The 12,545-nt window shown below is 54.9% G+C and carries 12 protein-coding genes; 7 read left to right on the top strand and 5 right to left on the bottom strand.

Annotated features, from left to right (window positions below):
• Positions 1-15: 15 nt before the first annotated feature.
• The 5 genes from thrC (at position 16) to ung (ending at position 6,708) form a co-directional block, all read left to right on the top strand.
• Positions 16-1,416, top strand: coding sequence for a threonine synthase (thrC, locus tag CPH80_RS10190; protein ID WP_096277488.1), 1,401 nt, complete (start codon positions 16-18; stop codon positions 1,414-1,416).
• A gap of 6 nt (positions 1,417-1,422) precedes the next feature.
• The gene (gene recJ, locus CPH80_RS10185; protein WP_096277486.1) at positions 1,423-3,156 is read left to right on the top strand and encodes a single-stranded-DNA-specific exonuclease RecJ; all 1,734 of its coding nucleotides are present in this window, start codon (positions 1,423-1,425) and stop codon (positions 3,154-3,156) included.
• A gap of 128 nt (positions 3,157-3,284) precedes the next feature.
• Positions 3,285-4,380, top strand: a protein-coding gene (gene prfB / locus CPH80_RS10180) for a peptide chain release factor 2 (RefSeq protein WP_096277484.1) whose coding sequence is annotated in 2 segments (ribosomal slippage) — positions 3,285-3,356 and positions 3,358-4,380 — 1,095 coding nt in all. Because the reading frame shifts where the segments join, the coding sequence is not laid out codon by codon here.
• A gap of 52 nt (positions 4,381-4,432) precedes the next feature.
• Positions 4,433-5,980 carry a lysine--tRNA ligase gene (gene lysS / locus CPH80_RS10175; RefSeq protein ID WP_096277482.1) on the top strand — a complete coding sequence of 516 codons (1,548 nt, stop codon included), beginning with the start codon at positions 4,433-4,435 and terminating at the stop codon, positions 5,978-5,980.
• Positions 5,981-5,982: 2 nt separating this feature from the next.
• On the top strand, positions 5,983-6,708 hold the full coding sequence (gene ung, locus CPH80_RS10170; protein WP_096277480.1) for a uracil-DNA glycosylase: 726 nt from the start codon (positions 5,983-5,985) through the stop codon (positions 6,706-6,708).
• Here the strand turns inward: ung and CPH80_RS10165 are convergent.
• The 5 genes from CPH80_RS10165 to nadB form a co-directional block, all read right to left on the bottom strand.
• Entirely contained in the window at positions 6,702-7,535 is an 834-nt protein-coding gene (locus CPH80_RS10165; protein ID WP_096277478.1) for an HDOD domain-containing protein, read from the bottom strand. The genes ung and CPH80_RS10165 overlap by 7 nt on opposite strands.
• 117 nt (positions 7,536-7,652) lie before the next feature.
• Entirely contained in the window at positions 7,653-8,663 is a 1,011-nt protein-coding gene (locus CPH80_RS10160) for a YgfZ/GcvT domain-containing protein (protein ID WP_096277476.1), read from the bottom strand.
• Positions 8,664-8,684: 21 nt separating this feature from the next.
• Positions 8,685-9,146 carry a hypothetical protein gene (locus CPH80_RS10155; RefSeq protein WP_096277475.1) on the bottom strand — a complete coding sequence of 154 codons (462 nt, stop codon included), beginning with the start codon at positions 9,144-9,146 and terminating at the stop codon, positions 8,685-8,687.
• Positions 9,130-9,402, bottom strand: a complete 273-nt coding sequence (locus CPH80_RS10150; protein ID WP_096277473.1) for a succinate dehydrogenase assembly factor 2 — start codon at positions 9,400-9,402, stop codon at positions 9,130-9,132. Before CPH80_RS10150 ends, CPH80_RS10155 begins: the two co-directional genes overlap by 17 nt.
• Positions 9,403-9,461: 59 nt before the next feature.
• Positions 9,462-11,066 carry an L-aspartate oxidase gene (gene nadB / locus CPH80_RS10145; RefSeq protein WP_180326094.1) on the bottom strand — a complete coding sequence of 535 codons (1,605 nt, stop codon included), beginning with the start codon at positions 11,064-11,066 and terminating at the stop codon, positions 9,462-9,464.
• 201 nt (positions 11,067-11,267) lie between these two features.
• Here nadB and rpoE point away from each other — a divergent pair, with 201 nt between their 5' ends.
• Entirely contained in the window at positions 11,268-11,882 is a 615-nt protein-coding gene (gene rpoE / locus CPH80_RS10140) for an RNA polymerase sigma factor RpoE (RefSeq protein ID WP_227520478.1), read from the top strand.
• A 15-nt stretch (positions 11,883-11,897) separates the two neighbouring features.
• Positions 11,898-12,467, top strand: coding sequence for a sigma-E factor negative regulatory protein (locus CPH80_RS10135; RefSeq protein WP_096277467.1), 570 nt, complete (start codon positions 11,898-11,900; stop codon positions 12,465-12,467).
• Positions 12,468-12,545: the final 78 nt, after the last annotated feature.

Raw genomic sequence — 12,545 nt, 5'->3', positions numbered from 1 at the left:
CCAACAGGTACGCACGTGAGATATATCAGTACTCGGGGAGAAGCCCCCGCACTGGGTTTTGAAGACGTTTTGCTCACGGGGCTGGCCCCTGACGGCGGCCTATATGTCCCGGAATCGCTTCCGCATTTCAGCTTGGAAGAAATTCGTAGCTGGCGTGGGCTTCCGTATGCCGAGCTGGCCTTCAATATCATGTACCCTTTTGTGGAAGAGGCCATTCCTGAGGCTGATTTTCGGCAGATGCTGGATGACACTTACGGTGTGTTTGCCCACAAGGCCGTTGCACCCTTGGTTCAGCTTGATACCAACGAATGGGTGATGGAGCTGTTCCGTGGGCCGACCTTGGCCTTCAAGGACTTTGCGCTGCAGTTGTTGGGTCGCTTGCTGGATTACGTGCTCGAAAAACGCCAAGAACATGCGGTCATTATGGGCGCAACCTCCGGGGATACCGGTTCTGCGGCCATTGAAGGCTGTCGCCGTTGCGAGCATGTGGATATCTTCATTCTGCATCCTCACGAGCGCGTGTCGGAAGTGCAGCGCCGCCAGATGACCACAGTTAAGGGCGACAACATTCACAATCTGGCGATTCGTGGCAATTTTGATGATTGTCAGCGCATGGTTAAAGAGAGCTTTGGTGACCAGTCATTCCTGGGTGGTAAAGCCAAACTGGCCGCGGTTAATTCGATCAACTGGGCCCGGATCATGGCCCAGATTGTTTATTACTTTCATGCTTCCTTGGCGCTTGGTGGCCCGGATCGCAGCATGGCCTTTTCTGTGCCCACCGGTAATTTCGGGGATATCTTTGCGGGCTACCTGGCAAAGAAAATGGGCCTGCCGATATCGCAGCTGGTTATTGCCACCAACCGAAACGATATTCTTCATCGCTTCATGAGTGGCAACAAATACGAGCAGCACACACTTGAGCACACGCTCTCGCCGAGCATGGATATCATGGTGTCCAGCAACTTTGAGCGCTTGCTATTTGATCTTCATGGCCGCGATGGGCTGGCGGTTAAGCAGCTGCTGGAGAACGCAGCCAAAGGCCCGGTGAGTATCGAAGATTATCGCTGGAAGCAGGCTCGCAGCCTCTTCGACAGTGCGGCGGTTGATGACAAAGCAACGTGTGACACCATTCGCGAAGTCTACGAGCAGAACGAATACCTGCTGGACCCGCACACGGCTATCGGCGTGCACGCTGCCCGAGCCTGTCGTCGGGATTCCCAAGTGCCGATGATCACCCTTGGAACAGCCCATCCAGCCAAGTTCCCGGATGCTATCAGGGAATCCGGTCTGACTGTTAAACCAGAGCTTCCGGCGCACATGGCGGATTTGTTCGATCGCGAAGAGCGCTATACCGTGGTTGATAACGACCGCGAGGGTGTTCAGGCATTCATCGCAAAACACTGGAAGAATACCTGACTCGGTATGGCACCAAAAAAGATACTACGTCGCCCCCAGCTGGATAATATTCCGGCTTGGGGCCAAGACCTGCCCCCCTTGCTTCGCCGTCTGTACGCTGCCCGCGGTGTTACCTGCGACGAACAGTTAAGTTATACCCTCAGGCACCTTGCCTCACCCTTTGAGTTACGAGGCATTGACCGTGCCGTCGAGCTGCTCGCGGATGCTATAGCGCAAAACCAGAAGGTTCTTGTACTCGGGGACTTCGATGCGGACGGCGCCACCAGTACCGCTGTCGCCATGCTCGGGCTTTCCATGCTTGGTTTGCAGAGTATCGATTTTCGAGTGCCCAGCCGCTTCGCGGATGGTTATGGGTTGACCCCCGGCATCATCGAGCGCCTGCAGCAAGAAAGCGAACTGCCCGACCTTATGGTGACGGTAGACAACGGCATCTCTGCAGTTGAAGGGGTTAAGGCGGCCCGTAATCTGGGAATCAAGGTTCTGGTTACGGACCACCACCTGGCCGGCGAGGTGTTGCCAGATGCCGATGCCATCGTGAACCCCAACCAGCCCGGGTGCGCTTTTCTCAGTAAAAATGCCGCAGGCGTGGGCGTCATGTTCTACGTGCTCACGGCACTGCGCAAGAAGCTCCGGGAGGCCGGCAGGCTGCCACAGCCGGAGCCCAATCTGGGCACCCTGCTGGATTTGGTAGCGCTGGGCACCGTGGCCGATGTTGTTCCGCTGGACCATAACAACCGCATTTTTGTTGAACAGGGCCTGCGCCGCATTCGCCAAGGCGAAGCCCGCCCCGGAATTCTCGCGTTGCTGGAAGTTGCCGGCCGGGAATACGCAAATATTAGCTCTACCGACCTCGGGTTTGTGGTTGGCCCACGGCTTAATGCCGCGGGTAGGCTGGATGACATGAGCGTCGGCATTGCCTGCCTGCTGGCAGACAGTCCTGATGAAGCACGGCGGCTCGCCCGCGAGCTGGACACCTTTAATCGTGAACGGCGTACCATCGAAAAAGACATGAAAGCCCAGGCGCAGGATCTGCTCGCCTCCATGTCTCTGGATCTTGAAGGGCTCCCGTGGGGGCTGGTCTTGTTCGATCAGGATTGGCACCAGGGCGTTATCGGCATCCTCGCGGCCCGTATTCGGGAACAGACCAACAGGCCGACCATTGCGTTTGCCCCCGATGAAAATGGCGTAGATGTAAAAGGTTCTGCGCGATCAATTCCCGGGCTTCATATTCGCGATGTGTTGGCGATGGTCGATTCTCGCCATCCTGGGGTAATGAAAAAATTCGGCGGCCACGCCATGGCAGCGGGTATGACTTTGGCTCGCAGTGATTTTGATGCCTTTTGTCAGGCGTTTGATCGGGCGGTGAGGGATGTCTTGACTGCCGCCGATTTGGAGGCGGCCATCACCACTGACGGGCCGTTGAGTTCTGATGAGTTGTCGCTAGAAACGGCGGCTTTGCTCAAGCGCGCTGGCCCTTGGGGGCAGCATTTTCCGGAGCCTTTGTTTGATGGCGAGTTTCGAGTGGTGAGCCAGCGTATTGTTGGCGAAAATCACTTGAAGTTGGTTTTGCAGCCGGTTGATGGAAGCGGCATCATCGATGGTATAGCGTTCAATACGGGTCCAGAGGTTCCGGACTATACGCGTACGGGTGCTCGGGTAGTTTATAAGCCGGATGCTAATACGTTTCGTGGTCGGACTAATTTGCAGCTTTTGGTGAATTATTTGGAGCCGCTTTCTTAGCTGGCCTGGCTGCACAGATAGACCAGCGCTTCCACTATGCCAGCGAGCAACGGCTGATTTGCAGCCAAAAATCCGGTAGAATCCCGCCACAGTTTTACTTACCATTTTCCAACGCGAGTAAGGTTTTCATGGAAATTAATCCCATTGTGACGAAGATTAAAGAGCTTCGTGAGCGTACTGAATCGCTCAGGGGGTATCTTTGACTATGATCAGCGGAGTGAACGGCTGGTCGAAGTAGAGCGAGAGATGGAGATGCCCGCAGTGTGGGATGATCCTGAGCGCGCTCAGGCGCTGGGCAAGGAGCGCTCTGATCTTGATTTGATCGTCAGCACCATCGACAACCTCACAGTCGGCCTGTCCGATGCAAAGAGTCTGCTGGAAATGGCGGTTGAGGAAGATGACCCAGATACAGCAACCGAGATCGAGTCGGATCTGGAAGCGCTTGATGCCGAGCTTGAAAAACTTGAGTTCCGTCGTATGTTTTCCGGTGAGATGGACGCCAATAGCGCCTATCTTGAAATTCAGGCCGGCTCGGGGGGTACCGAGGCTCAGGATTGGGCAAATATGCTTCTGCGCATGTACCTGCGCTGGGCTGAACGTCGTGGTTTCAAGGCAGAGATTGTAGAGTTGCAGGAAGGTGATGTGGCTGGTGTGAAAAGTGCCACCATTCACATTCAGGGTGAGTATGCGTTCGGTTGGGCGCGTACGGAAACCGGCGTTCATCGCTTGGTTCGTAAATCGCCTTTCGACTCGGGTAATCGCCGCCATACGTCTTTTTCTTCGGTGTTTGTTTCGCCGGAGGTGGACGACAGTTTTGTGATTGAGATTAACCCGTCAGATTTGCGGGTGGATGTTTATCGTGCTTCTGGCGCGGGTGGCCAGCACGTTAACCGGACGGAATCTGCGGTGCGTTTGACCCACAACCCAACGGGTATTGTTGTGGCCTGTCAGGCCGGCCGAAGCCAGCATCAGAACAAAGATCAGGCTATGAAGCAGCTTAAAGCCAAGCTGTATGAGCGTGAGATTCAGGAACGTAACGCCGAGAAGCAGAAAGCCGAAGACGCAAAATCCGATATTGGTTGGGGCAGCCAGATTCGCTCCTACGTACTGGATGATGGCCGCATTAAGGATTTGCGTACCAAAGTTGAAACCAGCAGCATCCAATCGGTGTTGGATGGTGATATCGACAAGTTCATCGAAGCCAGCCTGAAGATGGCGCTGTAATCAGCGCCATTACCAAGCCAACCCGGACACCCTGATTTTCTAGTGAGCCAACATGACTGAACACACCAAGAATGCACCGCCAGAGGACAACAAGCTGATTGCTGAGCGCCGCGCCAAGCTGTCAGAGCTGCGTGAGAAGGGCAATCCGTTCCCCAATGACTTCCGCCGCGATGCCACCGCCGCCGAATTGCAGGCGAAATACGGTGACTATAGCAAAGAAGAGCTGGAGTCCATGGGCATTAAGGTTGCCATTGCAGGCCGCATGATGCTTGACCGAAAAGCATTCAAAGTGGTTCAGGACATGACTGGCCGCATGCAAATTTATGCGACCAAAGATGTGCAGAAGGATACCAAGCACTGGGATCTGGGGGATATTGTTGGTGTGCAGGGCAACCTGACCAAATCCGGTAAGGGCGACCTTTACGTGACTATGGATGAGTATGTGTTGCTCACCAAGTCTCTGCGCCCGCTGCCGGAGAAGCACAAAGGCCTAACGGATACTGAAACCCGTTACCGTCAGCGGTATGTGGATTTGATGGTGAACGAAGACAGCCGCCGGGTGTTCCTTGCGCGCTCGAAGATCATTACCACCATGCGTCAGTTCTTTGCAGACCGGGACTTCATTGAAGTTGAAACTCCCATGCTACAGGTGATTCCCGGTGGCGCGACTGCGCGGCCATTTGTTACCCACCACAATGCGTTGGGTATGGACATGTACTTGCGTGTTGCACCGGAGCTTTTCCTGAAGCGGCTGGTTGTGGGTGGCTTTGAGCGGGTATTCGAAATAAACCGTAATTTCCGGAACGAGGGGCTTTCTACCCGCCATAATCCGGAATTTACCATGGTCGAATTCTATCAGGCGTATGCCGATTACAACGATCTGATGGACCTCACTGAAGACATGCTGCGCGTTATCACGGAGCAGGTTTTGGGTAGCACCACGGTAGTGAATACGCGCACGCTGGCCGACGGTACTGAAGAGCGTCTTGAGTACGACTTTGGCAAGTCCTTTGAGCGCCTGACGGTTGTGGATGCCATCCTGCGCTACGCTCCGGATGTGAAAGCCGAACAGTTGACGGACGACGCATCAGCGCGGCAGGTTGCCAAAGATCTAGGTATTCACGTGAAAGCTGGTTGGGGACTGGGCAGGGTACAGATCGAAATTTTTGAGGCGACGGCAGAGCATCGTTTGATGCAGCCAACGTTCATTACCGAGTATCCGAAAGAAGTATCCCCGCTGGCACGTTGCAAAGATAGCAATCCGTTTGTGACTGAGCGCTTTGAGTTCTTCGTGGGTGGTCGTGAGATTGCCAACGGATTCTCCGAGCTTAACGATGCGGAAGACCAAGCAGAGCGCTTCCGGGCTCAAGTTGCGGAGAAAGACGCCGGCGACGACGAGGCTATGTTCTACGACGAAGATTATGTGACGGCTCTGGAATATGGCTTGCCGCCTACTGCGGGCGAGGGCATTGGCATTGATCGTTTGGCAATGCTGCTGACCAATTCACCGTCCATCCGCGACGTTATACTGTTCCCGGCCATGCGCCCAGAGCATAAAGTGGAGAGTGCGAAAGGCGCGCGCGCGGAAGGTAAAGAGTAGTCATGCACCCGGTTGAGGTACTGGCAAGTCATCTCAGGCCTGACCGGGGCTGGAAAGAACACCTCGAAGACGAATTTCGTCAGCCCTACATGCAGGCGTTGGCGGAATTTCTGACTGCTGAAGAAAGCGCCGGGAAGGTTCTCTTTCCGGCCAGCTCCCATTGTTTCAATGCCCTGAACAGCACGCCTCTTGATCAGGTGCGTGTTGTTATTCTGGGGCAGGACCCCTATCACGGCCCGGGTCAGGCCCATGGCCTGTGTTTTTCAGTCAGGCCGGACGTTCCCCCGCCACCTTCGCTCGTCAATATGTTCAAAGAGATCCAGAGTGATTTGGGTATCGCGCCGCCAGATCACGGCTACCTGCAGCCTTGGGCGGAGCAGGGCGTTTTGCTGCTTAACAGTGTGCTTACGGTGGCTCAGGGCCAAGCGGGTGCGCATCAGGGCAAAGGTTGGGAGACGTTTACGGATCGCGTAATCGAAACCGTGAATCGTGAATGTGAAGGTGTAGTGTTTTTACTTTGGGGTAATTACGCCAAGAAGAAAGGCCAGCACATTGATCGTAACCGGCATTTGGTGCTGGAGGGGCCGCATCCGTCACCGCTCAGTGCATATCGCGGTTTCTTTGGCTGCAAACATTTCTCCCAGGCCAATGAATGGCTCCGGGAGCAAGGGCAGGGGCCAGTAAACTGGGAATTGCCTTCTAAAAAAGAGCTAAACGTCAGTTATTGAAGCAGCGCCATTGCTGCTTCCATCTGGGCGTTGAGATCTTCTTCTTCGCTCATATCCATATTCGGATCTATGCCAAGGCGGCCGAAAGCTGAAATTTTAGACCAGTCCATTTCAGCCCAAGGGTGCTTAGAGCCGGCAACCAGCTGAAGATTGGCGATCATCACCAGATCTGCATAGTCTGCTGTGGGCACATCTCTTTGGAAACTGGCGAATTCCAACGGAACGTTCTGCAGGTCTTTCGGGAAATTCCACTTTTTAAGAATAGTCGCACCGATTCTTGGGTGCAGTTCCTCAATGACGTTATCCAGCATGATGCTACTGATCTGCACCTCTTCGTCTTCCACGTAGCGAAGGATGGGCAGCACGCCAATCAAGTGCACCAAGCCGGCCAGTGTGGCCTGATCTGGCTTCAGTTTTGTGTAGTGCTGAGCCAGTACGTGGCAAACGCCAGCTACTTCAGTGCTGGCCTGCCATGTTGCGCGCAAGCGCTTGTCGATCATGTCTGAGGTCGCCTGGAACATCTGCTGCATGGCCAGGCCCATAGCCAGGTTGCTGGTGTAGGCCATGCCGAGCCGGCTTACGGCCATGTTCAGGTTCTCTATCGCGCGGTTACCCCGAAAAAGTGGGCTGTTACACACGCGAATGATGCGAGCAGAGAGTGCCGTGTCGTTGCTGATAACCTTAACCAGGTCACCAATGGCGGAGTCTTCAGACTCAGCGATTTCACGTACCTGAAGCGCGGCTTCGGGCAGTGTGGGGAGTACCAGTTTGTCGTTTTCGATGGCGGCTGTAAGATCCGCTTTAATGGTTTCAGAAATATTCGACATGGTTTGGTATGGATCCGCTTGTCAGTTCGGGAGGCCCGCTGTGTTATTAGGCATACACCCGAAGATCAGAATGGTGAACTCTATTTATAGCAAATTCTGGCAAGTTTGCCTGTCAACTTATGTATCCTTTGGTGCACTGACTTCCCGTTCGGTAACGGTGTAGGGCAGAGGTTGATGCTGTAGAACCACCTCTGGCAAGCCATCTGCAGTCAGTTTTTCGTCGGCGGCGCTATGCTTGATGACTGCAAGCAATTCACAGGAACCATCATTGAAACCGACTGCATTGACCACGTCGCCCACTGAGCGTTCGCCCGCCATGATGGACGTTCCGGGCGTAGGTATGGCGTCGGCTTTAGCTATGCGGAAGCGAAACAGGCTTTTTTTGAGCTGCCCGAGAAAATGCATCCGCGCGATGATTTCCTGGCCGGTGTAACAGCCTTTCTTAAAATGCACGCCGCCCAGGTGTTGCCAGTTGAGCATTTGCGGCACATAGGAGTCGCTGTTCGTGGTGTTCAGCACGGGTACGCCCGCCGCAATTTCAGATGCCTGCCAGTCGGCAAGCGTCTTCTCTGGAATGCTATTCAGCTCCAGATCGCTTTTGGTGGGTTGCCACAACTCAAAGCGGGGCAGCCCTTCACCTGTGTTTTCAGTCCGGATTAGGAATCCTGAACCCAGTGCCAGAGTGTCCCCCGGGGATGCCAGGCTGTCCAAGCCATCCCCAGCTAGGCTCGACGCAGCTTCATTGCCCAGCAGTGCGATGATGTGTCCCTCGGTTTGTGCCGCCATGGATGTGCCGCGAAAGAGCATCATGTATTTGCGCAGGTGAGCCATGATCGGCTCGGCCAGTTCGGCCGGCAGATCCATCAGTACGTCGTTACCATCCCGTACCAGTCGTGTTAGGCAGTAAGCCCGGCCTTTGGGCGTCGCAGCTGCGGCGCGGGGCGATGTACCGGCTTTAACGTCATCAAGGTTTTGGCTTAGTTGGCCCTGCAGGAACTTGTCAGTACCCGGGCCGGAGATGCGAACCAGAACACGATTGGTCAGCACAATGCGGCCCGAAACCGGGGGTGGAAATTCGGCTGATGCGTAAACAGGCGTGGCTGAAACAGGTGTTTCTGTACCAGTCATGGGAGAACTCCGGGCAAAATGCTATTCAAATGATTGCTGAGCGCGGCCCAGTCGGAGCCACATTCTCAGGCGACGAAACTGATCTTCCGATACGTTACCGGCAACCCGCATGCCCGAGAGTAACACAACCGGGTACGAAGCAGATCTGGCGGCTATTGGCTGTAGTTTCAAGAGCACAATCGTTGAACTGATGCGGCTCGACGGGCAGGCACTCACAGCCAGCGTTTGCCCATTTCCGAGTCGTGCGTAGAGGGTGTTCTGATCCAGGTGCAGCCCCAGAACGGCCGACGGCCCCGCGAGTAAGCCGTTTAGTCGGTACTGAAATATTGCGCCCGCGAGGGTCAGCGGGGCCAGTGCGTACATCCAGTTTTTGCCAGACGCGCCGGCAATCAGTACGAAGGCACTGGCAATCAGCCATGGTGCAGCGGCCAGACAGCCTACTGCACCACAGCGTGATAATGTTAGGTCAATCTGGTTGGACACGGGAAAGAATGATGTCAACGATGCGCTGGAGATCTGCATCGTCCGGACGGCTGCGCTGCATGAACCACTCGAACATGTCGACGTCTTCACAAGTCAGGAGTTTGCTGTAGCGCGCCTGATCTTCCGCATTCAGATCCCGGTAGGCTTCTTCCAGAAACGGAATTAGCAACACATCCAGTTCCAGCATGCCGCGGCGGCTATGCCACCAAAGACGATTGAAGTCTGAGTTGTCCGCAGGGGCTTTGGGGTCTTGCATAGTTGCTCTCTTTGTTACTCTCTTAGTTTCTCTTTTCGTTACGCGCTTAGCTGCTGTCTTTACTGAGACGGGGTTCTGTAGGTCGTTGGTATCAGTACGGTATCACGAGCCTCGTGCAGTAGTCCCGGATAATCCAGTGTGTAATGCAGGCCCCGGCTTTCCTTGCGTTGCAGCGCTGAGCAGATAATTAGATCAGACACGGTTACCAGGTTTCTCAGCTCCAGCAGGTCGTTGGTTACCCGATAGTTGCTGTAAAACTCGCCGATTTCTCCTGATAAGAGATCCACCCTGTGTTTTGCCCGTTGCAAACGTTTGGTTGTGCGTACAATGCCCACGTAGTCCCACATAAAGTGCCGCAATTCGTCCCAGTTGTGGGAAATCACAACATCTTCATCTGAATCCCGCACCTGGCTTTCATCCCATGCCGGGGCATCTGGTGGGGGCGGGATATCGGCCTCCCGGCGCGCAATATCGATGGCAGCTGCCCGGCCATAAACCAGACATTCCAGTAGCGAGTTGCTGGCCATGCGGTTGGCGCCGTGAAGCCCAGTAAACCCGGCTTCACCTACCACGTAGAGCTGATTGATATCGGTGCGTGCCCGTTCATCACTGACAATGCCACCACAGGTATAGTGGGCTGCCGGGACCACGGGAATGGGTTCGCGGGTAATATCGATGCCAAACTCTAGGCACTTTTCATAAATAGTCGGGAAATGATGACGGATAAAGTCTGCCGGTTTGTGGCTTATATCCAGTAATAGGTGGTCTGCGCCCAGCCGTTTCATCTCGTGGTCGATGGCGCGGGCGACTATGTCACGGGGCGCTAGCTCTCCGCGCTTGTCAAAGCGATCCATGAAACGGGAGCCGTCAGGCAGTTTTAATAACCCGCCTTCACCCCTTACTGCTTCGGTCACCAGGAACGATTTGGCGTGAGGATGGTACAGACAGGTTGGGTGGAACTGGTTGAACTCCATGTTGGCAACACGGCAGCCGGCACGCCAGGCCATGGCAATGCCATCTCCGGATGCGCCGTCTGGGTTCGTGGTGTACCGATACGCCTTGGAGGCGCCACCCGTTGCAATCACGGTGAAGCGCGCGCGGAACAGTTCCACATGGTTATCTTCAAGGTTCAATATATAAGCGCCCACGCAGCGGTTGCCCGGTAATGCCAGCTTGCGGTTGGTGATCAGATCCACGGCAACACGGCGGGACCTGAGCTCGATGTTTGGCCGAGCTTGGGCTTGGGCGGTCAACGTTGTGGATACGGCATGGCCGGTGGCATCAGCGGCATGAATAATACGCCGGTGACTGTGACCGCCTTCGCGAGTGAGGTGAAGCTGGGCGTCTGTGTCTCGGGTAAAGTCAACGCCGTTCTCAATAAGCCATTCAATGCTCTTTTTGCTGTGCTCTACGGTAAACCGCACGGCCTCTTCATTGCACAGGCCCCCGCCTGCAATCAGCGTATCCTGCACATGGTTTTCGGTGGAATCCTGGTCGTCCAGAACGGCGGCTATGCCGCCCTGGGCCCAAAGTGTGGCGCCGCTGCTGATGTCGGCTTTGCTAACAACGCATACCTTCAAATGCTGCGGAAGATTAAGCGCAACGGTCAGGCCGGCAGCGCCGCTGCCGATAATGAGAACATCGTATTCATAGGACTGTGGCATCGTGTCGTTATCGCAGGCCATAATGTAGACGTGTATTGAACTAAACTTTACGCTTGCTGTCTACTTGGCCTGACAGATGATCTGCCTTAAATGGCGGATCGTCCTTTCATAAACGGGCGCCGGATAGAGAGCATGTACCATCAGAAACTCGTATCGGCCGAAAAACTGGCCATGAAACCAGAGAGTACCGGCGCAGCGCCCATGGCCCCCAATGACCAAAAAGAAGCTGAGCTCTCAGACCGCCAGACCGATTTGCAACTTGTTCGCAAAGTTCGGAACGGGGATCGTGCAGCCTTTGATTTGCTGGTTGTTAAGTACCAGTCGAGGGTGGCTTCTATTATCAGTCGGTACGTTTACGACAGTCAGGAAGTCATGGATCTTTCCCAGGAAACGTTCATCAAGGCTTACCGGGCCATTGAGCGTTTCCGTGGTGACAGTGCCTTCTATACCTGGCTGTACCGCATCGCAGTAAATACCGCCAAGAATTATCTTGAATCCCGCAGTCGCAGGCCTCAGGGAACGGCTGATTCGGCTGAAGCAGAAAATTATGATGACGGCAGGCGGTTGCGCGATATTGCTTCGCCCGAACGTTTGCTGCAACGCGATCAGTTACAAAATGAACTCAGTAACGCGATAGCCTCTTTGCCAGAGGAGCTGCGGTCGGCATTCTTGCTGCGAGAGCATGACGGCCTTAGCTATGAGGATATTGCGCGAATTCTGGAGTGTCCCATTGGGACCGTGCGCTCGCGTATCTTTCGGGCCCGAGATGCTGTTGATCGGCACTTGGGCCCCTTGCTAAACCATTCTGTTACGTAATTGAAGGTGCATCCTATGGATGATCGTCTCCGAGAAACACTGTCTGCCATGATGGACGATGAAGCCGACGAGCTTTCAGTTCGGCGCCTACTATGCCATGAGGATCAGGGCCACGTGCGAGATCAGTGGCAGCGATGGCAGGGTATCCATGACCTGATGCACAGAGGCCATTCGCCAGCTGACGGCGTGGATGTTAGTGCAGCGGTGCGCGAAAGGTTAAATGGCCGCGCTCATTTGCGAACACCTGGCGTTGTTGTGGGTCGAGAGGTGTCGCAGCCGTGGCGCTGGTCTGCCGTTGCAATGGTCACGACCGCTTTACTGGTAGGGTTTGGTGCCGGGGCTGGCTGGGAATCGGGAGAGCCTTCCGCTGAAGCACTGGCGTCTGCCATCGCAACAGAACCAGCCGGTGCTGTGTATTCTGGTGAAGTCGCACCGGTTCAAGAGGTGGCCCTGCAGGGGCTTGATAAGCAACAGTGGGAATACATGAACCGCTATCTGCTTGAACATGCTCAGCATAACAGTGTCGGTGCCGGGCAGGGCTCGGTGGGCTATGCCCGTCTTGTTAGTGCTAGCGGCGATCACTGATTGAGAGCCATAAAGGTGCACATGAGCAAAGCTCGTTACTTCAGCCTGAACTTGACTAGCCGGTTATTGCCTAGGCTT

The sequence above is a fragment of the Marinobacter sp. LV10R510-11A genome (assembly GCF_900215155.1).
Taxonomy (GTDB): domain Bacteria; phylum Pseudomonadota; class Gammaproteobacteria; order Pseudomonadales; family Oleiphilaceae; genus Marinobacter.
Note: the sequence above shows the minus strand (reverse complement) of the source record. Positions and strands in the feature narration are given on the sequence as shown.